General features: G+C 37.8%; 16 protein-coding genes, 1 other RNA gene and 1 pseudogene. 5 read left to right on the top strand and 13 right to left on the bottom strand.

The genetic code is table 11. The annotated features are described in order from the left end of the window. Nucleotides 1–349: 349 nt before the first annotated feature. Nucleotides 350–886 carry a hypothetical protein gene (locus tag F933_RS01765; RefSeq protein ID WP_005057985.1) on the top strand — a complete coding sequence of 179 codons (537 nt, stop codon included), beginning with the start codon at nucleotides 350–352 and terminating at the stop codon, nucleotides 884–886. A 142-nt stretch (nucleotides 887–1028) separates the two neighbouring features. Here F933_RS01765 and pepP read toward each other — a convergent pair whose 3' ends face one another. Continuing rightward, the gene (pepP, locus tag F933_RS01760; protein WP_005057984.1) at nucleotides 1029–2348 is read right to left on the bottom strand and encodes a Xaa-Pro aminopeptidase; all 1320 of its coding nucleotides are present in this window, start codon (nucleotides 2346–2348) and stop codon (nucleotides 1029–1031) included. A gap of 64 nt (nucleotides 2349–2412) precedes the next feature. Then, nucleotides 2413–3045 carry a UPF0149 family protein gene (locus F933_RS01755; protein ID WP_005057983.1) on the bottom strand — a complete coding sequence of 211 codons (633 nt, stop codon included), beginning with the start codon at nucleotides 3043–3045 and terminating at the stop codon, nucleotides 2413–2415. Between the two features lie 66 nt (nucleotides 3046–3111). Here F933_RS01755 and F933_RS01750 point away from each other — a divergent pair, with 66 nt between their 5' ends. The 3 genes from F933_RS01750 to ssrS all read left to right on the top strand — a co-directional run bounded on the left by F933_RS01750 (nucleotide 3112) and on the right by ssrS (nucleotide 4220). Next, the gene (locus tag F933_RS01750; RefSeq protein WP_005057981.1) at nucleotides 3112–3666 is read left to right on the top strand and encodes a hypothetical protein; all 555 of its coding nucleotides are present in this window, start codon (nucleotides 3112–3114) and stop codon (nucleotides 3664–3666) included. Between the two features lie 2 nt (nucleotides 3667–3668). Further along, nucleotides 3669–3956 (top strand): cell division protein ZapA, encoded by a 288-nt coding sequence (locus tag F933_RS01745; protein ID WP_005052918.1) that lies wholly within the window; start codon nucleotides 3669–3671, stop codon nucleotides 3954–3956. Nucleotides 3957–4035: 79 nt separating this feature from the next. Continuing rightward, nucleotides 4036–4220, top strand: a non-coding RNA gene (gene ssrS / locus F933_RS16910) — 6S RNA. 51 nt (nucleotides 4221–4271) lie between these two features. On the opposite strand, the pseudogene F933_RS01740 reads toward ssrS, so the two are convergent. The 3 genes and pseudogenes from F933_RS01740 to F933_RS01730 form a co-directional block, all read right to left on the bottom strand. Then, a pseudogene (locus F933_RS01740) lies at nucleotides 4272–4710 on the bottom strand (SMI1/KNR4 family protein). 172 nt (nucleotides 4711–4882) lie between these two features. Further along, nucleotides 4883–6121 carry a putative solute-binding protein gene (locus F933_RS01735; RefSeq protein ID WP_034710436.1) on the bottom strand — a complete coding sequence of 413 codons (1239 nt, stop codon included), beginning with the start codon at nucleotides 6119–6121 and terminating at the stop codon, nucleotides 4883–4885. Nucleotides 6122–6280: 159 nt separating this feature from the next. Then, nucleotides 6281–8995, bottom strand: a complete 2715-nt coding sequence (locus tag F933_RS01730; protein WP_005057974.1) for a heavy metal translocating P-type ATPase — start codon at nucleotides 8993–8995, stop codon at nucleotides 6281–6283. Between the two features lie 98 nt (nucleotides 8996–9093). Here F933_RS01730 and F933_RS01725 point away from each other — a divergent pair, with 98 nt between their 5' ends. Continuing rightward, nucleotides 9094–9486, top strand: a complete 393-nt coding sequence (locus F933_RS01725; RefSeq protein ID WP_005057971.1) for a MerR family transcriptional regulator — start codon at nucleotides 9094–9096, stop codon at nucleotides 9484–9486. Between the two features lie 36 nt (nucleotides 9487–9522). On the opposite strand, the gene F933_RS01720 is transcribed toward F933_RS01725, so the two are convergent. From F933_RS01720 to F933_RS01685, 8 genes are all read right to left on the bottom strand, one after another. Continuing rightward, entirely contained in the window at nucleotides 9523–9723 is a 201-nt protein-coding gene (locus F933_RS01720; protein ID WP_005052909.1) for a hypothetical protein, read from the bottom strand. Nucleotides 9724–9968: 245 nt separating this feature from the next. Further along, nucleotides 9969–12113 (bottom strand): SWIM zinc finger family protein, encoded by a 2145-nt coding sequence (locus tag F933_RS01715; protein ID WP_005057968.1) that lies wholly within the window; start codon nucleotides 12111–12113, stop codon nucleotides 9969–9971. Continuing rightward, on the bottom strand, nucleotides 12110–13246 hold the full coding sequence (locus tag F933_RS01710) for a VWA domain-containing protein (RefSeq protein WP_005057966.1): 1137 nt from the start codon (nucleotides 13244–13246) through the stop codon (nucleotides 12110–12112). Before F933_RS01710 ends, F933_RS01715 begins: the two co-directional genes overlap by 4 nt. Beyond that, entirely contained in the window at nucleotides 13246–15741 is a 2496-nt protein-coding gene (locus F933_RS01705) for a DUF5682 family protein (protein WP_005057963.1), read from the bottom strand. Before F933_RS01705 ends, F933_RS01710 begins: the two co-directional genes overlap by 1 nt. A 256-nt stretch (nucleotides 15742–15997) precedes the next feature. Next, complete coding sequence (locus F933_RS01700; RefSeq protein ID WP_005057962.1) at nucleotides 15998–17089, bottom strand: ATP-binding protein; 1092 nt, start codon at nucleotides 17087–17089, stop codon at nucleotides 15998–16000. Between the two features lie 12 nt (nucleotides 17090–17101). After that, nucleotides 17102–20890 carry a DUF4132 domain-containing protein gene (locus F933_RS01695; RefSeq protein WP_005057959.1) on the bottom strand — a complete coding sequence of 1263 codons (3789 nt, stop codon included), beginning with the start codon at nucleotides 20888–20890 and terminating at the stop codon, nucleotides 17102–17104. Nucleotides 20891–21148: 258 nt separating this feature from the next. Next, nucleotides 21149–21937: a trimeric autotransporter adhesin/peptidogylcan-associated protein TpgA gene (gene tpgA / locus F933_RS01690; protein ID WP_005057958.1), complete on the bottom strand. Its 789-nt coding sequence runs from the start codon at nucleotides 21935–21937 to the stop codon at nucleotides 21149–21151. A gap of 69 nt (nucleotides 21938–22006) precedes the next feature. Further along, nucleotides 22007–24510, bottom strand: a 2504-nt coding sequence (locus F933_RS01685) for a YadA-like family protein (protein ID WP_005057957.1), incomplete at its 5' end; no start/stop codon positions are given.

Here is a 24510-nt window from a genome sequence, read left to right as displayed (position 1 = left end):
TCGGGACTATCTTGCTCTAACTCAAATCAGGAAGGGAATTTGTACTTTGTTTGGTCTATGTTTTTAAAAGTTCTTAGAAAAATATTCAACCACACATAACATTCAGTGATTTTTCTCATAAATCAAAACTTTCTGCTTTTTACATAAAAATAAATTTTATTATAAAAATTAGAATATAAAATCACTTCAATGAGAAGCTCTTCAATATCCACTTATGTTGGGTATTTAGCGATTATTACTATCGTTATAGCTAATCTATGTATGTTTCTTATTTTTCTAATGACTATAGATAGATTTTTAAAAATCAAACAAAAAAAGAATATAATTTACTTTCACAAAGGGGAATAACATGCGATTTTTATTTTTTTTAATCCTATCAATTTCAATTGTAGGCTGTAGTTCGTCTCATTTAAAACCTACAAAAATGTATAGTGGGGAAATTAAACCAAAAAGTGAATTAGCTATGGTTTATATCGACTGGTTAGGTGCTGGTCAGTATTTTAAGGCCGGCAGTTCCACAATATATGAAGTTAATGATCAAAAGATGTCCGAAAATAAATCTTTATTTGGAAGTACTCAGTTAGTAAGTGTGAATCCTGAAGAATTAAATATAAAGGTACACTCATTAATTGTAGGTCATTTTTTAGATACATATAGAGGGTTTGAAGCCTGGAATGTCTATACTCCGATTCCGCCTTTTAAAGCAGATGCAGGAAAAATATATATTTTATGTCCGCTTGAAAGAATAAGTAAGGGCCCTGAGGATATTAAATTTAATGTTCAAATATACCCCTTTACACAAGATGAAATTATACAAAATAAAGGCATGACAGATTTTATCGTACGGCCATGTGAAACCATTAAAAAATTAAATCAAAGACATTAAAAATAAATAATTATTCCACGATACTTCCCTCATATAGACTTAATCAAGTACAGGCTAAGTCTATATGAGTTCTTTTGTTACAATATTACTCAGCCATCAAATCATAAAATAAATACTAAGTAAGAAGCAATCATTCTACTGATTAACGACTCGCCATCAAACTTTCAATTTCTTCAACTGTTTTCACCACATTTTTGGTCAAAACCAATGGACCATTTTCAGTTACCACAATATCATCTTCGATACGAATCCCGATACCACGCCATTTCGCATCAACCGTTTCATCATCAGGCGCAACATATAAACCTGGTTCAACAGTAACTACCATACCTGCTTCATAAGCACGCCAGTGTTCACCTGTCTTATACGCACCCACATCATGTACATCCATACCAAGCCAATGCCCTGTACCATGCATGAAGAATTGACGGAATGCTTCGCTTTCAACCAACTCCTCTACATTACCGTTAAGTAAGCCAAGATCAACCAAACCTTGGGTTAAAATCTTTACAGCCACTTCATGTGGATATTTATAGTGATTACCAATACGTGTTGCATCAATCGCAGCAAGCTGTGCTTCAAGAACAACGTTATATAAAGCCTTTTGTTCAGGGCTAAACTTACCGTTGACAGGGAATGTACGAGTAATATCTGACGCATAGAATTCATATTCACACGCTGCATCAATCAGGACTAAATCACCATCTTTTAATGGTTTGTTATTTTCAACATAATGCAAAATACAGGCATTTTCACCGCCACCGACAATACTGTTATACGACGGTACGCAGCCGTTTTTACCAAAGATATATTTGAGTTCCGCTTCAAGGGCGTACTCCATCATCTCAGGTTTAACCGTTTGCATGGCACGAGTATGCGCTTCAGCACTGATATTCGATGCGATCTGCATCAACTCGATTTCTTGTGCCGATTTTTTCACACGCATTTCATCAACAATACGATCAAGTTGAATCAATTCAGCTGGTGCTGCATTACCACGACGCTGTTCTGCATCTGCTGTTTTAATCCACTCACTGACACGTGCATCGAACTCTGCTTGTTGACCAATACGGTAATAAAGACGTTGTTTATTGATCAGTTTTTCGATGATTTCTTCATCTAATAAATCAATTGCGTAAGCTTCATCAGCATCAAAAACTTCAATTGCGCCATCAACGCCTGCACGGTAACCATGCCAAATTTCCATTTCTCGATCGCGTTCACGACAGAATAAACTGTAACTATAGTCTTCGCCTTCTGCAAAGGTTTCGATAACGGCAACCGCTTCAGGCTCGGCAAATCCAGTGAGGTAATAAAAACTACTGTCTGCACGATATTTATAATCAGCATCACGATTACGATACATTTCTGCTCGTGTTGCAATAATTGCAATGCTGTTACTACCTATTTTCTCAGCAAGAAGATCACGGCGTTTTTTAAAATCGGCTTGACTTAATTTCATACTATCCTACAACTAGAAAGTCCCTCTTTTACAAAGAGGGATTTAGGGAGATTTAATTACCTTATCAACTCGGACGATGTGGAGTAAACATTTCAACCACAGTTTGTGGATCGACGGCTACTTCTTGATTTCTGCTTTTAGCATGAAAGTTTTTTAATAATGAACTTTCAGCTACAGGAATTTTAGTGCGACCAATCGACAAACTCACTGGAATCAAACGTACAAACTCATATAACTCTTGATAACTTTCTTCGCCTTCCTCATCGTCATCTGAGTCTTCAAACTCGACAGCTGCAACATCTTGTAAATGTTGAATCAACTCTTGTTCTTCGCCACGAATATGACCCGATGCTAAACCAAAACCAAGGACTACACCTGCACACCAATCTGCCAATGCTTGAACACGCTCTACAAGCAAATGACTGTCATCAGGTAACATCGGTAAATAATCTAATTCGTCATCTGACAAAGCATTCGCCACATCTTCTGCTTCTTCAGTTAAAGCTTCTAATGCTTCTGGTTGTAAAGCAGGCACATTCAAGGTGTTTAATATTTGTGACCATTCATCTGAGGTTGGCGCTTGTGTCACACAAACTATACCTGTGAGCAACCCATGTAACTCACTTGGACTTGAAATTTCTTCAATCCCATCAAAATGAGTGTTCCATTCGTTCCAACCTGAAATATCGTCTTGCATTCGTTTATCCAATCTCTATACTGCTGTATATATTACCTTTGATTGCAACTCTGTGCGACCTTCGTTATGTTAGAACAATTACAGCGTCTACAAGCGCATATTGGTGTTTTAAAAACACGCTTACATCATTTAGAGCGAGAGAACACTTCGCTCACTGAAACTAAACAATTAGCTGAAACTGATCATCATGCACAAGTTGTGCAGAAAAATAGCATCATCACGCAAAAGCAGGAAGAAGTTGATAACTTAACTGAACAACTTACTCAGTTACAAGATCAATTTAAACAATTGAATAATGATGCAACAACTTTAGCTGAACGTTATAGCCGTTTGGAAAAAAGTACCACTGATCTGAAAAATCGCTTTCAAGAGATTTTGGCTGAACGCAATGATCTACGCGTCAATAAAGAGAAATTACAAGCGCAACAAAGACACAGTCAGCAAGAAATTCAAGATTTACAGCAAGATCGTGATCGCTTAGTGCAAAAAAATGAATTGGCAAAATCTAAGGTTGAAGCAATTATTCAACGCCTTGCAATTTTAGGTACTGCGCAAGATCAACATGCACAAGAAATTCAGCAACTCGCGCATCCGAATGCTGAAACTCAAGAGGAGAACTAATCATGAGTGAACCAATTGTTGTAGAGCTTCGCTTAATCGAGCAGACATTCCGCCTAAATACGACCAATGATAAGCGTGAAGAATTAGAGCGTGCAGCCGAGTTATTAAATCAAAAATTTCATGATATGCGTCGTAATGCACCGCGAGTTGAACACAACAAATTGGTGATTATGGTTGCACTCCAAATGGCTCAAGAAGTATTTAGTTTAAATAAATCTTTGCAAGAATATGCACATTGCGAACACTTGTTGCAAACCATTTTGGAAGATGTTGAACAAACTGTTGAGTAAAATTGCACAAAGCCCCATCAATTAATAAGTATCTTTACATGTAAGCATTGCGATCATCTAAAGATTAGTTATACTAAAGCTATCTCTAGGATGTTCGCCAGCGGGTCTGATTCCCCTGAGCCGATATCATCACATTAGGATGGTGTTCTGTGTATTTAGAGCGTATGCCTACCCCGTGTAGGAAACCCAGCAAGTATGCGTCACCTCCACCTTGAACTTTAGGGTTCAAGGGTAACGACATGCAGCGGCATCTCTGGAGTATCTATTTTCTATACCCTCTTCGCGCATTCCACCGCACTAATATTTTCTGTAATTCTATAATAATTCTTCACTATCAATTAAATATTGATTTAAAAATGCTGCGAACGAATCTGCAATTTTATTTTTTTGATCTAGCCACTTGATACACAACACCATCCGAACCTATTTGATCGAGTTGTACTGCATATCCCCAGCACCACACTAGATAATCTGAAATTACAAAACAATTCGGATATAAAAACTTATCTTTATCACCACAGCTTAAAATAGTTTCAATAGACTGAAATTCGGCCAAAGAAACAAATGTAAAATAGTTATCATCCATATCTCCATCAGCGATACCATTAAATTCTAAAAAGTAAGCGCTTAAAATGGGTGATAATTTAACTTGATATTTATATTCAAAAGCCAATATCTGTTGCCATGTTGCTGGCTTATTTAGCTTAATATTTTGTTGTAATAATTTATTTTTGAGTTGGTGAATTATATTCATAATTTATCCCATAGTTTTTAATTTCTATAAAATAAATCATTTCTATCCACCCAATGATCAGTTCTTTGGATATGAATTATCATTAAATTGATCAAAAATTGGAAATACTAAGCTTATTAATCAATCATAGTATTTCCATTACTTTTTCTATGCTGTAACAGTAATTAAAAAATTATTCATCTTTTAGAGCACATTCATAATTACTCGGATCTTGTGCGCAGCGAACTTGTTTTAGTAATTTCATCATATCTGGATCGTAATAGCCTTCTTTGGTCATTTGAATACGTGCTTCACGCATTAATCGAATGTATCCAGGCTTATCACTTTGATTTAATGTCATCCAATACTTCTCAGGAATTCGACCTTCAAGCTTATCTACAAATTCAAAAGCTGGTGTTAATTGTTTTGAAATAATCTCACGCGCAATTGAACCCATACCAGCTGGGAATTTATTACGATGCATGATCAATGTTCCAGTCACTTGAATCACAGGAAATTTAATAATTCCACCAACCACTTTACCTGATTTGTCGGTCATACCTCTACGCAATTCCATTGGTTCAAATAGGATTGCTGGCGCCGCCATAATATCAACTTCTTTATTATTAAATTTTGGTCCAACGGTTAATAAGTCCACTGCGACAGGCTGCCCTCCTACATTCTGTACCAGTTTCTTTTGGGTTTCATCAAACTGCAAAACCGCAATTTTCTTTCCCGCTGCCTTAGCTAATGTATTGATATTACGGTCTCCAACCATAATATAAGCACCGCCTAACGGCACAACTCCAACAACTTCAAAATCCTTATTGATCATTTTTTCATCAAATTTTGGATTAGCTAAAGTTTGAATTACCGCAGTTAATTGTTTATAGGTTTGCACCGCGCCAATTGCATCTATACTGCCAACAAACTTGTTAAACTGTTTAGCTCTTAAATTACTGATGCCTGCCCCATCGCAACGTTTACTACGAAAATCCTCAGTTAAAACACTTTCATTGGTATAGACTTTAAGACTAACCAATGTCGATGCGGATTTTTTTAGTTTTGGATAATCGAAACTTAAATTCATTTGAAGATTAGATGGGCGTGTCACATTCATATTCACGCCATATTGCTTTGCAATACGGACAATTCGTGGAATTTCTGTTAAATAACTGGTTGCCTGTTCAAATGCCTCACCATGTTCCCCACTCGGTGAATAAACACATAAAGTTACTTGCTTTGGAATTTGATCCCAAACCTTCGGATCATTAAGCAGTTTTTTAATTTTATTCTGTGAATGTGCGGAAAGGGTTAAATCAAGTTTTTCTGCAGGTGCAGCATAGCTTAGGTTGCTAAATAACAAAGAAGATGTGATTAGGCTTGTCGCGAGTAACGATTTGATAACCGTTTTGGGTTTATTGTTTTGCATTTGATCGTCCATTTTAGCTATTTCCCAATAGTTTTATCCACGTTAAAGACAAAGACTAGAAATAGAAATGACTGCTTTCTTTTTGATGATGTCAATTGAGTCAAAAATAAAAACCTATTCTCAGCCTGTGAGAATAGGTTATTCATTTTCAGACTCAAATTATGATTTATTTAAACGTAAAGCATTTACGACAACAGACAATGAGCTGAGCGACATTGCAACTGCAGCAAACATTGGCGTAAGCAATAAACCTGTAAGTGGATAAAACAATCCTGCTGCCACAGGCACTCCAAGTCCATTGTAAATAAAGGAAAATGCAAGATTTTGCTTCATATTTTTGACACCTAATTTTGCCATATGCACCGCTTGTGCAATACCTTGAATATCACCTTTGACTAACGTCACCTGCGCTGTCTGTTTGGCAATATCTGTTCCAGTTCCCATTGCTATACCGACATTCGCCTGTGCAAGTGCTGGCGCATCATTAATACCATCTCCAGCCATAGCAACAATTCGTCCTTGTGCTTGTGCCTGTTGTACAATTTCATGCTTTTGCTTAGGATTAAGATTGGCATAGACCTTTTGGATACCTAAAATATCTGCAACCATCTGCGCATTTTTTTCATGATCACCCGTTGCCATGATCACGGTAATACCATCTGCATGTAATTGATCAATGACTACTTTGGCATTCTCTTTAATCGCATCATGAATCGAAACATAGGCAATCACCTCTTGTTCTGACATTAGAAAACTGATTACATCACCTTTTGCACGTTTCTGATCAAGCTCTTTGAGCAATGTATCGCTGAGTGATAGATCTAATTGTTCAATCAGTTTCTGACTGCCGATATACAATGTTTTTCCTTCAATATTTCCTTTCACTCCAAAGCCCGTAACGTCTTCAAATGCAGAGACATTTAATAATTTTATTGGTTCGACCAATTTCGTTAAAGTCTGCGCTATGGGATGCGTAGAATATTGTTCAATTGACGCAATCCATAATTCAATTTGTGCTTGATCATAAGTTTTTGACAAAGGCTGAATTTCTTTTAGGCTGGGTTTACCTTGCGTCAATGTTCCTGTCTTATCAATAATCAACGTATTGACTTTACTTAAATTTTCAATCGATTCAGCATCTTTAAATAATACTCCTTTTTGAGCTGCACGACCTGTTGTTGCCATAACAGACATAGGCGTTGCTAAACCTAATGCACAAGGACAGGCAATAATTAAAACCGCAACGGCACACATTAACGCTAAGTCGAATTGTGCTTTTCCAAATACCATCCATGCAATAAAAGTCAGCACACTAATACTTAGCACAGCGATCACAAAATACTTTGCGACCACATCTGCAATTCGTTGTAACGGCGCTTTTGAGCGTTGTGCATCTGCAACAATTTGAATCATTTTTGCAAGCGTTGTGTTGGAACCCACTGCCGTCGTTTGGATTCGAATAGAACCTTGTTGATTAATTGTTCCACCAATGACCTGATCATCTTTTTCCTTTTTCACAGGTACAGGCTCACCCGTCATCATCGACTCATCAACATAGGTTTTCCCATCGATCACGACACCGTCTAATGCAATTTGCTCACCAGATGATATTTGCAAAATATCACCCTGTTTAACCATTGAAATATCGACTTCTACAACTTGACCATTTTGAACCAATTTCGCTTTGCTTGGCTGTAAGCGTAAAAGTTCTTTTAATGAGTTTGCCGTTTGAGAACGAGCTTTTAGTTCTAAAATTTGTCCTAACAGACTCAGAGAAACAATCATACACGCTGCCTCAAAATAGACGGCGACTCCATGACCTGTTTTTGCTTCAATAGGAATCAGCGCAGGGAAAATCGTAGCAATCACACTATAAATAAATGCCGCTAACACCCCTACACCAATCAAGCTCCACATATTGAGATGTTGTGTTTTATACGATACCCAACAACGTTGTAAAATTGGATAACCTGCCCATAACACCACTGGTAAGCTCAGTACTAATTCGATCCACGGTTGAATATGTGGCGATATAAAAGCGTGGATATGTGATCCCATTGCCAAGATCATCACCAATAAACTTAAAGGCAAAGTCGTCCAAAAACGCTTACTAAAATCAACTAATTCAGGATTTGGACCATCATCCAAACTAGGTTGCATGGGTTCGAGTGCCATACCACAGATTGGACATGTACCCGGTCCTTTTTGCACAATTTCTGGATCCATCGGACAGGTATAATCCATATCCATTGCACCTTCAGGAACAGAACGTTGATCTAGTGGAATGAGATAAAACTCAGGATCGTTTTGGAATTTATCTACACAAGAAGGATTACAGAAATAATATGTTTTACCTTGATAATCTGTTTTTAAAGTTGTCGTCGTTTTAACCGACATACCGCAAACAGGATCAATCTCTGTTTGATTAGTATCTGCTCCATGTTGGTGTTGATTTGATCCGCCACCACAGCAAGACGATTGTTTTATCGATTGTGGAACTGATTGTGCTTCTGTTTTAGGATTACAACAAGAACTGTTGTTTTTCTCTTCAAGCTTTGGGGCACAACATGTCGATGTCTTAATGACTTCATTATCTTGTTCTGAAATTGCATTACAGCTTGAAGAACGCTTTTCTTCACTCTCTTGGGAACAACATGAAGATTTTCCAGACTGTTTTTTATTCAAATAATGCTCAGGCTGCTCAATAAACTTTTGCTTACAACCCGCCGAACAGAATAAATAACGAATTCCTACATAGTCAGAATAGTGCTCAGAATCTTCTTCAACGTGCATACCACAAACGGGATCAATGTTTTGATAAACGATTGTTTTATTAGATTGACTGCAACATGAAGATGTATGTTGATGTGCCATTACTAGACCTATCTTTTCATTCTTGATCGGTTTAGGATAAAGTCTGTACCTAGGTACAGAGTCAAGTGCTTTTTATGAATAAAACAGAGGCATATAAAATGAATCTTACGATTGGAAAATTGGCAAAATCTTGCCATATCAATGTTGAAACTATTCGTTATTATCAACGTATTGGTTTAATGCGTATCCCAGAAAGTACGCAGAGTTATCGATATTACAATCAACAGGATGTGGAAACTTTGAGTTTTATTCAAAAAGCAAAAGATGCTGGCTTACAACTCAACGAAATTAAAGAATTGCTTAGCTTAAATTTAGAGGATCGTATTGAAGTACGTCATGTCATTGAGCAGCGTCTTACTAAAATTGATGAGCGTATACAAGAATTACAAGGACTTAAACTGCGACTTTCTTCTTGGTTAGACGAATGTAAAACTACTCAAGATACCTGTTGTCCAATATTAATGGAACTGAAACAACAGGTTAATTCGTGATTAAACATTAATTAAAATTGATGTTTAATCTTCATACTATATGAAAGACCAAACTAAGTTTTCATCTTGTCTTTTCAATAAAAAACTAGTTTTGTGATCATCCTCTACAACAATATGTTGATTTGAAATCATTTTAACTTTGAGTAAAGTATCATTCTCATAAACCAAATCATTTTTACCTTCTTTGGTTAGAATAAGCATTTGATCAAGTACAATTAATTTCTTTGAGTCCAACATCACTTTTCCCTCTTTAAAGATTTAGCCAATGTCGAGTATTTGATAAGTTCGATAAATGCATATCATCAACAATATGATTTATGAATGATATTGCTACTTAACCATACTCATTTTAATTATTCAAATACATCAAACTTGTATCTGAATATCCAAGTTCACGATGCGCATTTTAGTTTATTTTTTAAACAAGTAAAGTACTTTTTGTCAGATTGATCACAAAAAATATTATTATTGTGAATAAAAAACTATAAAACTGGCTTATCTTCAACGGTAAGTTGTATTGGTAGTTTCACTTGCATTCTTAAAGTTAAATCACAGAGATAAATAAGCCGTAAAATTGAATCAACATTGATTTTAGATGCTGCTAAAAGTGATGTGAGCTGCTTTGCAAGTATGCTCATACCAGCATCTAATGCCAACTCACGTTGCTGTTGCAGCGTTTGGATCTGTGATGAACTCAGCATCATACGTCCTGAGCAACTCAGACTAAGTAATACATCAAAAATTGGTTCACACACTTTTTGACTCAAACTCATTTGAATAGAAGAAAGTTTTGCTCTCTGTTGTTGTTTCTTTATTAACAGTTGTTCAATACGTCCAACGATACTTTCTTTCAAGGTCTTTTTTGATTCAGTGAATTGATCAAAATCTAGGTTAAACAAGCGAGTTTTTTCATTTTGCGTGATCAATAAACTCATTGGCGATAACACCAACGTATGTCCTTTAATCTGGCAATATACAAAAACAGAGCCGATTTGAATTTTTTGAGTACACAAACGTTCGAGCTGACGAATTTTTTCTATTTCTGACGTTTTCCAATCTAAACGTAAATGTATCGCTGATTGATGCTGATCATAGACTGTCCACCACAAACATTGCTCAATTTCATCAACTTGAGGTTTGTCATAGCTAGAAATACTGAGCATTACTGTTTGATCAACACCTTCAATACTATGTAATTGTTGCTGCCAACGTTGCTGTATTTTGTGCCAATTATCAAATCCAATGTGTTGATAAATACTAAAATCTTGAAGATCTTTTAAGCTATGAAGTGGTAAGGCTCGACTTTGTCCTGAAGCAGATAAACGATCATCCTCAGAAAATCGTGGCTGTTGTAGTCGTATCTTTTTCTGCATGAGTTGTTGAGCTGTCATCATCCAAATACTTTGCTGAGACCATGCATTGTAACGATTAAAGTTTGGGTCATTATTTTCCGTACGCGCTAGTGTCACCTCAAAAATTTGAGGGTTTTCTTGCTCTGAGAAATATAAAGTTATTCCTCTAGCACCACCCAATGTTCGCCACCAACGTGCGCCTAAAGGTAAAAGCTCTAAATCTATTTGTTCCTGATCTACTTCATATTGACGACGTGACTTCCCTCTTAAGCGAACTAAAACCTCACCCTCAGCATGTTCTAACTGGTAAAGATACGCATTGATTTGAGCTAAATATAATAATGTTTCGTGTTCAGAACTATGTTCGTCACGATTTAAAAGTCGAGTAACCTGACCACTCAGTTGCCTTAACAATGCAGCCAAACGAGGTAATGACTCACTTCTAGCAGACATATTCAGTAGATGTAATTGTCGTGCAGTCATTTCATTTACATGCGATAAACCAAACTCAATCAACTGAGCAAGATCATCTTTTAATTCAATAATAAATTGACCTTCACTCTCACTCAGAACTGCAGGATTCTCTGTCTCATTGAGTTCCAACTCAGTCCAGAATTTTCCTTGCAGTCGCTGTACTTCACTTAAAGCAGCTAGATAATATGCAGACTGATCCTTTTCTAAATTTGACAGCATTCCAGCAAAACTAGCCCCTGCCACATAAATAATGTCTTCAGCCAGACTCTTGATACGAATTTTTAAACTGTATTCTTCTTCAAATAATTCTGTTTGTTGTTCTTTTTGCCAAAGCCGAGCGAGTTTGATGGCTTTTTGAGTTTGAGCTTTACCTATTTTCTTTGCGATTTGGTTGAGATCAACTCTCAATATTTCTTCGATCAGATTGGGTTGGAAATTATTTTCAAGTTGTTCAACCAATTCAACAGTCGTACTTTGAATATCCTCAGCTGAGTCTGTTGTTAGATTTTCGATTGGTTGCTGAACTGAATTTTGTAAATGTTGCTGCAGATATAAAACGGCTGCGACAATGTGCTTACAAGCACCTGTTGCAGGGCAACTACATGATGCATTGACTAAACCTGCCGATGATAAACCAACCTGTTGACCATCACTCTCAATGGTGATGTGTTCAGATTGCTCAGTTTGTAAAATAACCTTTCCTGCCTCAATATCTTTTAAGGCACGGCGAACCAAACCAGTATTTGCATAAGTAGCAAGACTGTCTTGATCATAAGCCAAATATTGGTGTTGCCAGCTCATTGCATCACCTCTGCCATCCATTCAGCAAAATGTTCAGGGGTTAGCGCTGCAACAGACATGCCCCTCTCATTCAGCTTCTGTGCCATTTGAATATCATAGACAGGGTTAGCTTGTTCATCTAAAGCTGCTAAGCCCAATAACTTTACGTGTTGACTTTGCAAGCGACTAATCGCATTGAGTAAATGTGCTACAGAACCACCTTCTTCAAAATCACTGATTAACGTAAAAATCGTGCGATTTGGTTGTGTGATAAAACGTTCGCAATAATTCACCGCTTTGGCAATGTCTGTGCCACCACCAAGCTGAACAGTCAATAACACTTCAACGGGGTCATGTGCCATATGAGATAAATCAACAATATTGGTATCAAACAATACGAGATGTACTTTTACAGCAGGTAAACTTGCCAGAATGCTGGCGCAAATTGCACTGTACATGACAGAGTTCATCATTGAACCACTTTGGTCCACACACAACACGACAGTCCAAGGTAAATGACGTTGTACCCGCGCATTGAAGAATGGTTGTTGAATAATGAGCTTATTTAAATCAGCGTTATAGTGTTTTAGATTTTCCCGAATCGTTCGTCGCCAGTCAAAGTTCTGACTATTTGCAATCAAAGAACGGCGAAAACGATTGCGTCGACCATGAATCGCATTGATAAAGTTAGGTTTTAATCGTGCAACGATTTGCTCTACTACGGTTTGAATAATCTCTCGGACAGCATCTCGAGTTTGCGCATTCATTCGCCCACGCATCGTCAACAAGGCTTTAGCAAGCTGAGGTGTAGGATCTAAACTTTTCAAGCTTTGCGGATCTTTGAGTAATGCATCTAATTGGTAGCGTTCAACTGCTTGAGTTTGAATACGTTCAAAGGTACTTTGCGGAAATAATTTTCGCGCTTGATTGAGCCAATTAATTGCAGTGAGCTGTGAGCCATCTAATGAGCCATGACGAGACTCCCCTGCAATATGACCTCGTTGTTCATACTCACGGTTGTATAAATAATCGAGAGTACGTTCCAAACGTAATTGTTCTGCATCAAGCTGTACCTGATCCAAAGCTCGATCACTATAGCGACCCAGAATCAATCGCCAACGGGCTGCAAGGTTATTAGAGTTTGAATCATTCATTATACTAACCAACCTTGTAAATTTCGCTCGATCAAAAATTCTTGTAGTTGTTGATTTAATTGAACACCTTGTAGCATTTCAGCTTGTGAAACCTCACTGATATATTGAGAAATATCCAAACTCGAAACATCATTCAGTTGCGCAATCTGCTCAGCAAAAGCTGCTGTTTCCTTCGGTTTAAAATGAGTAAATGCTTGGCGTAAATCAGGCAGAATCGCCACAAAAGCAGCCTCGTCCCATTTTAATAGCAGTTGATTCAGTAGTTGTGTCATTGCAGGATAACGTAATAATAATTCAGGTGCGCTTTGCATCATTCCAGATAGATAAGCGACTGCATGTTCAGGGTTTGCACCCAAACCAAAATGTCGCTGAACTGATTGCTGTAAATCCTGTTCAGTCAAATCACCATCAATAAAACGTAAGGCATCAACCGCACCCGCCAACACATCTAGCTTTTGCCACTCTGTATTTAATCGTGCTAAAGCATTATAAAATTGTGCTAGGTAATTTAGCTCACCACCCACTACACGATTTATCTGCTTAGACAAATTGCGTAAGTGCAAAACTTGATTAAGAATTTGCTGTTGTTGGTCTGCTGGTGGCGTTGCCAACTGAGACAGTAAAAATAATGCTGTAGGAATGACTTGCTGCATCAGTGCTTTAAGTTCAGGTTGTTGCTGAAAAGCTAAGAAATCTTTGCCTGTCCATAAATTTAATAATTTTTGTCCACATTGAATCACCGAATCCAAATCAGGATCAGTGGGTAAGAATTGTTGAACTTCAGCAAACAGAATTGGAATTTGTTTGTGCAATCCCATTAATGCTGCTCGAATTAAAAGCTGTACTGCAAGATGTGATGACCTTCCTTGTCCTGTTTGAGAAAAAGTCTGTTTGATATGCAAGAGTTTTTGTACTGCAACAGTATTTAACTCACTTCCTAACTCGGATAATTCAATCAACTGAGCTTCAACATGGGGGGTCCATGCATAATCCCATTCTTCAAATAATAAATGTAAGCGCCCACCACCTAAGAAATCTGGGCCGCTCACTGACTTGGCAAATCCCACTTGCAAGAAATCAAGTAAATGTAGAAAACGACTGCGCAAACGATGTTTTTGATTACGAAAGACATCCAGTTTTGCGCGTTTGGTCGTCGTTTCATCCAATTTAAAACGATGAACTTTTGCTAAATCATAAACTTGAGCTAGCAATGGTAGGGTTTGCGTGGATTGCACTACTTGTCCTAGACGCACACCACTCAGAATTTGCTTTAACAAGCTTTGGAATGCTTGTTGCCCCTCATCTAAACTGCCTTTGACAAAACTACTTTGACAGGCATCAATCAAATCAAAACGACTAATTAAATAATGTCCTCTTAAAGTCGCTAATCTAATCGCCTGTTCAGTTGCATTTTTAACCGTAATAAAACTACTTTCCAAAATCTGCTGGTCGCGTAATTGCCTAGAAAAATCAGACAGTAACTCAACGATTAAGGCTTGTCGCTGTTCAGCATCATCAAAGGCTTTCTCTATCATATGTTGCCAACAACGTTGATAAAATGCAGGCGATGGCATACCAGAAGCATAACCATTTAAAGCATCAAGACGATCAAAACTATAACGAATCAACCATGTTTGGTCATCTTGATCGGCTGACTTCATTTTTTTAATTTTCTTAGGTTTCTCAACCAGTAAATGTGCTGCCAATTGCTCAATTAAGGCCAAGGTGTGAAAACCACCAGTGAGGATACAAATGGTAACTTTGTTATTTGCATAGCATTCTAAGATGCTTTGCAGCATGCATTGTTCTCGGATTAAAGAAGCATCGGCTTCTAAAACACTATCCTCGTAATCTAAACGAGACATAGCACACCAAACGAGCACCTCATGGAAAAAGCTTTGCCAATCATGCATCTCCAGCTTCGGCTTTAACTCAAATAAGTGATCCCAAAGTTCATCATGATTTCGACAGTGCAACTTCTGTGCTAGGGTTTGTAAATACTGACTATGAGCCAAATAGCGCTCTTGCTGTAAGCTTCGACTTTGCCAAGTTTGTTTGGTGATCGTCTTTAATTCATGATCAATCTGACTTGTCCATGCTAAATCAATAAACTCAACCTCAGCATTAATTTCTGGCGCATATCGCAGCGCAACCCATTCAGGTGAATAATCGCAAAATGGATAATAAGCCGTACGGATTTGTTTCTGTTCCGTCTTTTCATCATCAGCAGCATTATTATTTGCTTCCATGATTTCGGTTTGACACAGTACAGCTAGTGGTGGCTGACTATCTGGATGCTGTAAATCTGCAATTAAACGATTAAATGAACGTGGTGCTTCAATCAATATGTGTTTAGGCTGTAATTGCTGCAACGATTGTAAAGCAGCATAAGCACACGCTGGGCTATGATGGCGAATCGGTAAAAAATGAATGCCCTTATCAGCCAAAGCCGCTTGCTGTTTTAAGGCTAGTTGTAAGCGTTGTGGTATCGTCATATTCTTTATTTCAATAAATTTTCACTTTTTATATAATCTACATACAACATCTGATACTCGGAACGTCATTCACAGCCTGCGTGATATCTGTCAAATGTTGTTTCTGTGACTCGATTAACTAAATGTAAGAAGTCAACAGGTTCTGTGAATGACAAATGGTTTTGCCTACTTTTGTCGAAACAAAAGTAGGTCGAGCCGAAGGCTTATCCTCAAATAAGATTAGAACTCGGCGCGACTCAGTTAAGACTCAAAAAATCTACTGCCAAAACGTTTTTCCAGCATCAAAAAAAGCCTTCCAAGTTACATCCTGTTTAGCACGTTCACGGGCAACATTATCCATATAAAAACGCATCCGCTTGGCATCGTCAGTATTATCTTTTAACACCACGCCAATCAACTGACGCGCAATCGCAGCACCACTCAAAGATTGATCACCCAAATAATAGCCTTCTAAAGCAGCTGCATAAGCGATATTGACCGCTTCAGCAGTCGACATCACAGCATCAGGTGTTTTAATTGATGTCCCGTCTTTGGTTGTGCCTTGACGTAACTCTTGAAAAACTGTGACCAGTAGATCAACCACAGATTCAGACATTTGAATCTGATCAGATAACTCTCCTAACTCGCGTTTCAACTGAGTCAGTACAAGCTCACGTTCAAAAACAGGATCAGCAATCGGTCGTACAGTTTCAAAATTAAAACGACGTTTCAATGCCGATGACATCTCATGCACACCGCGATCTCTTAAATTGGCGGTAGCAATAATATTAAATCCTGCTTTGGCATAAACACGACCTTGATCCCCAAGCTCAGGAATCATCATGGTCTTTTCAGACATTAATGAAACTAAGACATCCTGAATTTCAGGTGGACAACGCGTGATTTCCTCGAAACGAATGATCTTGCCATGCTGCATCGCTTGGTAAACAGGTGATGCAACTAAAGACTTCTCATTAGGACCTTCAGCAAGTAATAAAGCATAGTTCCATGAATATTTGAGATGATCTTCAGTTGTGCCTGCTGTTCCTTGAATGGTTAATCCTGAATCACCACTAATCGCTGCTGCTAATAATTCGGACAGCATAGATTTTGCTGTACCTGGTTCACCTACTAACATGAGACCTTGTTTACCCAGTAAAGTCACAATTGCTCTGTCGACTAAAGCATCATCACCATAAAATTTACGGCTAATCGCTAATTTCTCATCACCGAGAATAAATTGGCGTACCGCACGTGGTGAACGTAACCAACCTTGTGGTTTAGGCGCATGGTCATGCTCACTGATTATTGCAAGTTCTTCTGCAAAACGTTGTTCAGCACTTAATTTAATAATGTCTTGTGGATTCATATCTTTACCATTTTACCAAGGTGTTTTCTTCTGCCATTCAGGATCAAAACCAGAACATGCCTCAGCAACTTTTAAATAATCAGCATAAGTTTCAGCTAATAACACTGGCGGTACATCTACTAAATTCATTCCACTGTCACGCCAAGAACGTACATTCTTTTTCTCAAAACTCAGGTCGTACAATACAGCTGCAAGATTTTCCTCAGGCACATAACTGCCACTAAAACGAATCACCGCAGATAAACCAATTTGGCTAAATGGTTTAAAGTAACTATCAAAAGAGCCACCATCTTCAATTGAAGCACGTTGATAACCAAGCTTGGTAATCACACCACGTAAAGTAAATGTATCGGTTAACCAGCCTTTACGATCCTCAATAATTTCCGCATGTGCTTCAAAAACAGGAAGCTGGTGTGTCATCTGCTCAAATAGGAACGTCACTTTATAATCTTTAAAATGTGCTTGCCATGCTTCTGCATCTTCAGCGCTGATCAAAACACCATGTGCAACTTTGATTTGGCTATCTTGTGCTAATTCAATTTCATCATCTTCAAGATTTAATAAACTGCCGTCATCACTAGGACGGAAACTTTGTAAAATAGTACCTTCTGAAGAAAGCTCCAACCAAACTAAACGTTGAATCAAACGTTTCATAATTGGGTGGGCAAATAAGTATTCTTGCCAATCTGTACTGCTCCAAGTTCGCTCACTACACATCGCTTCATATAAACGTTGTGTTTGTAGATCAATCACTTGTTTAAACTCTTTCTTACTACTGCTGAATAAAGATTTGGCTTCTTTAATTAAGCTTTCATCATCACCTTGTCTTGCAGCAGGCAAGGCTTTAATTATTTTTCCATCTTCATTTTTAAGTACGAACTTATCTTTATCGTCTACATAGGCAGTTAAGATTCGAGAACCGTACTCTAAACTCAGCACACCTACGTCGTCTAAGCCTGCGGTCGGAATTGTGCGATCTGCCAATTCATCACTACTCCATTGATTGCGCTCTGCAATTTGTTCAACCAATTGTTTCGCTAGATTTTGAACAGATGCTGTGCGGTAACGACGTGACAAACTCAGAAGTAATTGAATGATCAATGGATCATCACTGATTGAAAAACTACTCAACATCGCTTCGATTTGTGCACGACGTTGGTAATGTTGCTTCATATAATCTTGCAACAATTTCACCGGAACACTACCTTGCGTTTTAAAAGTCAGTGCCAACATTCCTTTACTTTTAATTGCAGAACCTAAATAAATTGCTAAACGCTCACGTTTAATTTCTTCAATCACTTCTTCCAATGTGATGTGTTCATAACGTCCATAATATTCAGGGTATTTTTGTCCCCATCGTTTAAATGAATCTTGATAAGATGCTAAACGACTTGGTGCTTCTTTCGTTGCAACCTCCATCGCCTCTTCTAAAGTTGGATTACGAGTGTCTTGATATATAAAGCTTTGCAGTAAATACAATGCAAGTGTTTGTTGGCTTTTATCATTTAACAGTCCCATATAACGCTGTAACAATGCATTGGGCACAGGGTCTTTCAATTTGTCTGCTAAAACGACCCACCATTGGATAATTTGAGGATCAACTGTTGTACCATCTTGCCACTGCGCTTGAGGTAATTTTTTCAAATCAAACCAAGTAAAACTACTGGCAATCTTAGCTTTCAAACCCTTTTCAGCATCTTTGAGCAATGCTTTTGGTGAAAGATAAATATTAATATCCTCACCCAACTGCTCTAGAGCCGTCAGAATTGCAGCGATAACAACTTCTTTTTTCTCTTTTTTTAATAAATCATAAAGCGCTGTGACCGCAGAAGGATGTTGTAAACGCGCTAACCATTCCACCGCTGTAATACGAATTTCTTGTTTACCATTTTCTAAAGCTTCAATCGCTCTTAAATGAATATCAGGCAGTTTTTTTAATACTTCCTGAGCGTCAAAACGTAAACGTTTTCCATCCCCCAAAGCGAACTCAAGTAATCGAGGAATAAACTGTTTAGGTACTTGCGGGAACCGTTGTAATAAAGCTAATGCCTTGATTGGATCATAATAACGCCATGAATTTTGATTTTTACTTGGTAGTAGCCCTAAAGCTTCAGCAATTAAATCAATGTTCTCAACAAAAAAAGGAATAACTTTTTCATCATCAGAAATTCGAGTATTTAGTTCATCACCGCTATAGTTTTCTAGGTATTCATTTGCAATACAACGTTTACTACTCTCTTCTGAAATACCTACTTGTTGCAAAACTTGGGCTAACTGACGTAACTCAATTGTTTCCCAGTTCTTAGCATCTAAAAATTGGAAAAACTGATACCAGTTGATCCAATCATTGTTTCGATGCCCTAGCACCAAACGCGCTGCATGAATCAAACTAAACTCAGGTAACTGCTGTAACTTTTTTTGATAATTGGCAATTTCTTCAATATACGAACGATAGTTTTTTTGCCCATTCAAATGACCAAGAATTAATTTTCCAACATTTTCAAGTTTGTCATATGATTTGCAGAAGTCTCGGTAGTTATTCTGTCTCCAATGGCTTTTGTATCCACCTTTTTCAACAGCTTTATTATCTTCAACTTCTTGTTCAGAAGCTTGACGATATTTTTCTTTTACCGCCAAATAATTATCCTGTAGAATCTGAGCAAAACTTTCAGGAATGTCTTGAGCCTCAATCACTTCAATCTCAGCTAAGGTATATTCAAGCTCGACCACTTGACCCAAAGATTCGAGTCTTTGTAACGCAGAAAGGATATTTGCCAGTACTGATTTTAATTTTTCATTTTCTGCTGCTTGCTGCAAGATTTCCCGATTTTGCTCACCTAAACGTGCTAGCAAATCGGCAGCGAAACTACGTTGTTTGCTCTCGCCATTGATCAAATAATGTTGCAAATGTTGCTGACTTTTAGCATCGTCAAGATGTGTGAGTAAAACAGTCGCTTGCTCGCGAACACCTTTGCTCGAACTTAATGCGAGCATAATGATAAGTTCAGTTTGCTTTTGTAATAAGTCGTGATGCTGAGCAATAAACTCTAGGAAAATTCCTTGCGCTGCGGCAGAAAGTTTAGCTAAAGTCTCACGAACTTGTTGAGCATAATCAGTGAAGAACTGGACACTATCCGAAAGCTTAAACAAGAAATTCAATTGATCATAGTGATAACTATTTACACCATTACGCTCAAATAAAGTCGTAATAAACCCTTCAATATTATTTTCAGGTTCAAATAAATAAAGTTGCTTTAATGCTGTAAGTGACCATAGATCACGATGTGATTTTTTCTGACGATCGTCAAAACTTTGATGATTAAAACTTGTTAATAACCCATCTACCAACACATAACTAAACCATGCTGGAGTTTGCTTGGACAGTTGAGAATAATTACGTTGCTGTGTTGCCGCTTCTAAGAATTTTCCATAACGAATAATTTGTTCACTATTCAGTTTTGAAAAAATATTGATGTACAGCTTATAACGCGCATTTTGTGAGGCTTTACATAGTTTTTCTTGTGCTTTGGTTAACTCGGTAGATGGCCAGTACCAGCCATATGTACCAGGGCTACCAAGCAAAGCACATACTTTATCGGTCGCTTGCTGCTGTAAGGTCAATAAAACATCAGGGTTTTGACCATTCACGATATAGTTTAAAACTTGATTGGGTAAGGACGAATCAATTTCTGTTAAAGGTTCAACAATCGTACTGAATAATGCCAAAGTTTCTGACTCTATCGCATTTTGACCTTGTGGGTTGATGAGTTGATTCACTTTATTCTTAATACTTTCAAACATTAAATAGCCTCTTATTTTCCCCAATTTTAATCACTTTTCATTTATTGATTTAAAAATCAATATTCGTTTTTTTTAATTTAAAAATTCTATAACAATCATCATTTTTACTCACCGAATATATTCTCATGTTTTCATTATAAGCAAATACAATTTTAAGTCAGCCTCTTGGCAAAGCATCTGCGACATTTATTGTCGTACCTGTTTTTAAGATAAAAAAATGGCCACTCCAAAGAGTAGCCATTTTGTATTTAAGAAGAATTACCAACTTATGTTTACACGTCTGTTTGGTGCTAAACAATTTACAAGTTGGTTATTGGCTTTATGTCCAGCACATTGTTGATATAAATCTGTTTGGCTATTTGCTTGGATTTGAATACGATTTATATCAACGCCTTCACTCACCAGCAACTTTGCAACGGTGTTTGCACGCTGTGATGACAATTGTTGGTTATATGCAAATTTACCAAGCGGATCTGCAAACCCAGCAACAACAACTGGACCAGTTGAATTACTTTGTTTAATTCGTTGTGCAATTGCACTGATAGAACCAGAACCTTGTTCAATCGCATTTTTATTTGAACGATCGAAAGCAAAAAATACACTACCTGAACGTTCACCTGTCAGATTAGAATTTGATGGAACTTGATTGTTTGCGCCCCAAGCCATCAAACCTTCACATGCTTCGCCCTTCCAAGATAAACGCTCAGAAAGTCTTTGCTTGTCAAAATCTACACGAAGTTGGCAACGTAAATATTCTTGACTATTTGGCTGACGAATATCTAACACATAGTTCCAAGTTTTCACAAAGAATAAACCTTCACTAAATTGAGGATTTCCCAATAAATGACGAATTTGATCTTTGGTTAAACCTTTATCTAAACGCGCAACATTATCGTATTCATAACGTTTCACTTGTTTTAGATAGCTTTTATCAATCGCTGGAAATTTGATTTCATCTTGTTGTACAACCGCTTGCTCTTCTGCAAAGACAGAAATAGCAAAACTCGTTGTAACCCCTAGAACCAATGCTTTTATCATATTTTTCATATTTGAACTCACTTTATATCTTGGTGATAAGGAGAACCTAAATATTAGGTTCTCCAGAACAATTCAGCCTTAATCAATTACGCCACTGATACCAATACGTACACTTGGATCACCTTGTGATGCAGCAGCTACACCACCAGTAATTGACCAACGTCCGTTGTCAGCAGTTTTACGTAAAGTTACGCCGACTGCATTTTCACCACCATGATAAGAAGCACCTGCTGCATAGGTATATTTACCAGCAACATATGGCGCTGCTTCTAATGCCATTGCCGCAGCAATACCTGCATTTGCTCTTTTCTCAACATCATCAATACGTTGATTGGTTGAATAGAACGCTTGCTCTAAACGGTTGCTCACATTGTTAATTTTACTACCCAACTCTTGGTCAGCTTTGTTCAATGCATCTATCGCTCCACCAACATTATTATGTGTTGTATCACCGACTGTATAAGTTGGAGCAGTAAAAGTATTATCAGCAAACTTAGCACCACCACCTAAATACTCAGCAAACTTTTGATTCGTTGTATTAAGTTGTGAGCCATTTACAGCATCTTTAGAACCAGCTTTTATAGCACCATCGTTAACACCTGTGACAACACGATCACCATCTTTACCTGCAACATTTACTGTAGTACCACCAGTATCTTTGCCAATGGTGATGTCACCATTTGGTGTTTGTTGTTGAACAAGACCTGACTTACCATTGTTGATGTTGTTGATATTGGTTTGGATGTTAGAAATATCACTTGTGTTTTGGTTCACTTGTTGTTGAACATTCCACAATTGACCGCCATTTACAGCTTCTTTAGAGTCTTTAGCAACATCACCATTTTTCACATTACTAATGGTTGTGCCATCTGCACCACCCAATGTGATTTTGTCTTTAGATGCCGCATCGTCGTATTTAACTGCTGAATTGTCGCTTGCAGTTTGTTGCGCTGCTAATGCATCTAACTGAGCTTTGTTTACAGCATCAGTAGCATTGGTACCCGCTGCAACATTAGTAATTTGCTTATTGCCTGCATTGATACCTTGTGTTGTCACACTTGGACCACCTGCAATCACTAAACCTGTGTTGTTCAACACAACCGTATTATTACCAATGCTAATACCAGCACTATTTAAAACAGTATCACCTGCTTTAATAGAATCCACTGTCAAATCTTTTGCAGTTGATACTTCATAGTTATCAGAACCATCTGCATTTTTTGATTTACTTACAACAATATTGTCACCATTCGATACTGTTGTTTTAGACGTAGTTGCTGCCGAACCAATTGCTTTATCCAATGCATTTAATGCATCGCCAACATTGGATTGAGTACCTTGAGCAACATTGTAAGTAGGACCAGTAATCGTGCCGTCAGCATTCACCTTCGCATTACCACCAAGGCTATTCACCAGTGCTGTTTGTGTTGTCACAACTTGATTGCCAACTGCTTTCAATTGTGCAACGTTCACAGCATCAGAGTCTTGAGCACCTGCTGCTACACCGGTAATTTGACGATAAATACCATTTGCAGCGTCACCAACTGCTACTGCACCAGTGGTTGAAGTTGTTTTAGTGATTGCTGCTTTATCTGCACCTGTTGCTGCTGATAAAGCATAACCAGCAACACCTGCACCTGTTGTCGCTGCTGAAGCCGTTCCTAATACCACAGAACCTGTTACAGTTTGCGTCACATTATTTCCGAGAACAAAGGTGTCATCAGTTAATACTTGGTTATTGTTACCAACAGAATAGCTATTATTGCCGTCTACAATCGTTGGATCGCCAATCGCACCTGAATGATTACCTTTAACCTTGTTGCCTGTACCAATACTAATTGACTGTGTACCTAAAGCTTCAGCACCACTACCTATTGCAATCGATTCTTTACCTTGAGCCTTAGTATTGTGACCTAAAGCAAGTGCACTATCAGCTCCATTTTCAACAATAGCATTTACACCAATTGCAGTAGAATTTAATCCGCCTGCACTTGAGTCATTTGTTGTTCCCAAATCACCTTTAGATGTGTCTGCATTGGTATGGAAGAATTTAATACCATCGGTATTCATCTTCTGTACTGTCTGAGCAATTGTTAGACGATCAGTTGTCTCTTGACCTTGCTTATCATAGGTTAAGAACAATGAATCTTGGTTTTTATTATCAGGTTTAGTATTTACAACCTGATCAATAATATTCACCTTGTTTCCATTGCCGTCGACAACTTCAGTGATATTGCTACTAATAACTTGCTTCAATTGTTCTTCAGTCGCAGCGCGACCTTGAGTTGCAAAGTCAGCAGCAGTTAAGTTTTTATTACTTAATCCAGCAATCGTATTGGTCGTTTTATCTACAACAACATTTCCAACTGCGAGTTGATTTGCACTAACACTATTTAGCGTTAAGTCTTTGCTAAGTGCAAATGCAACATTGTTGCCTGTCTTAGTCGCAGTTAAGTTGCTGTCTGCTGGATCAACCACACCGATATCAACTGTATCACCCGCTTTGATTGCACCGCTGTTGGCACCATTGGTTTGGAGGTTGAAACCTCCTTTTAACGTCGTGATGTCATTACCTTGATTGG

It is taken from the genome of Acinetobacter beijerinckii CIP 110307, assembly GCF_000369005.1.
In the GTDB taxonomy this organism is placed as follows: Bacteria; Pseudomonadota; Gammaproteobacteria; order Pseudomonadales; family Moraxellaceae; genus Acinetobacter; species Acinetobacter beijerinckii.
This window is presented reverse-complemented; position numbering and strand designations above follow the sequence as displayed.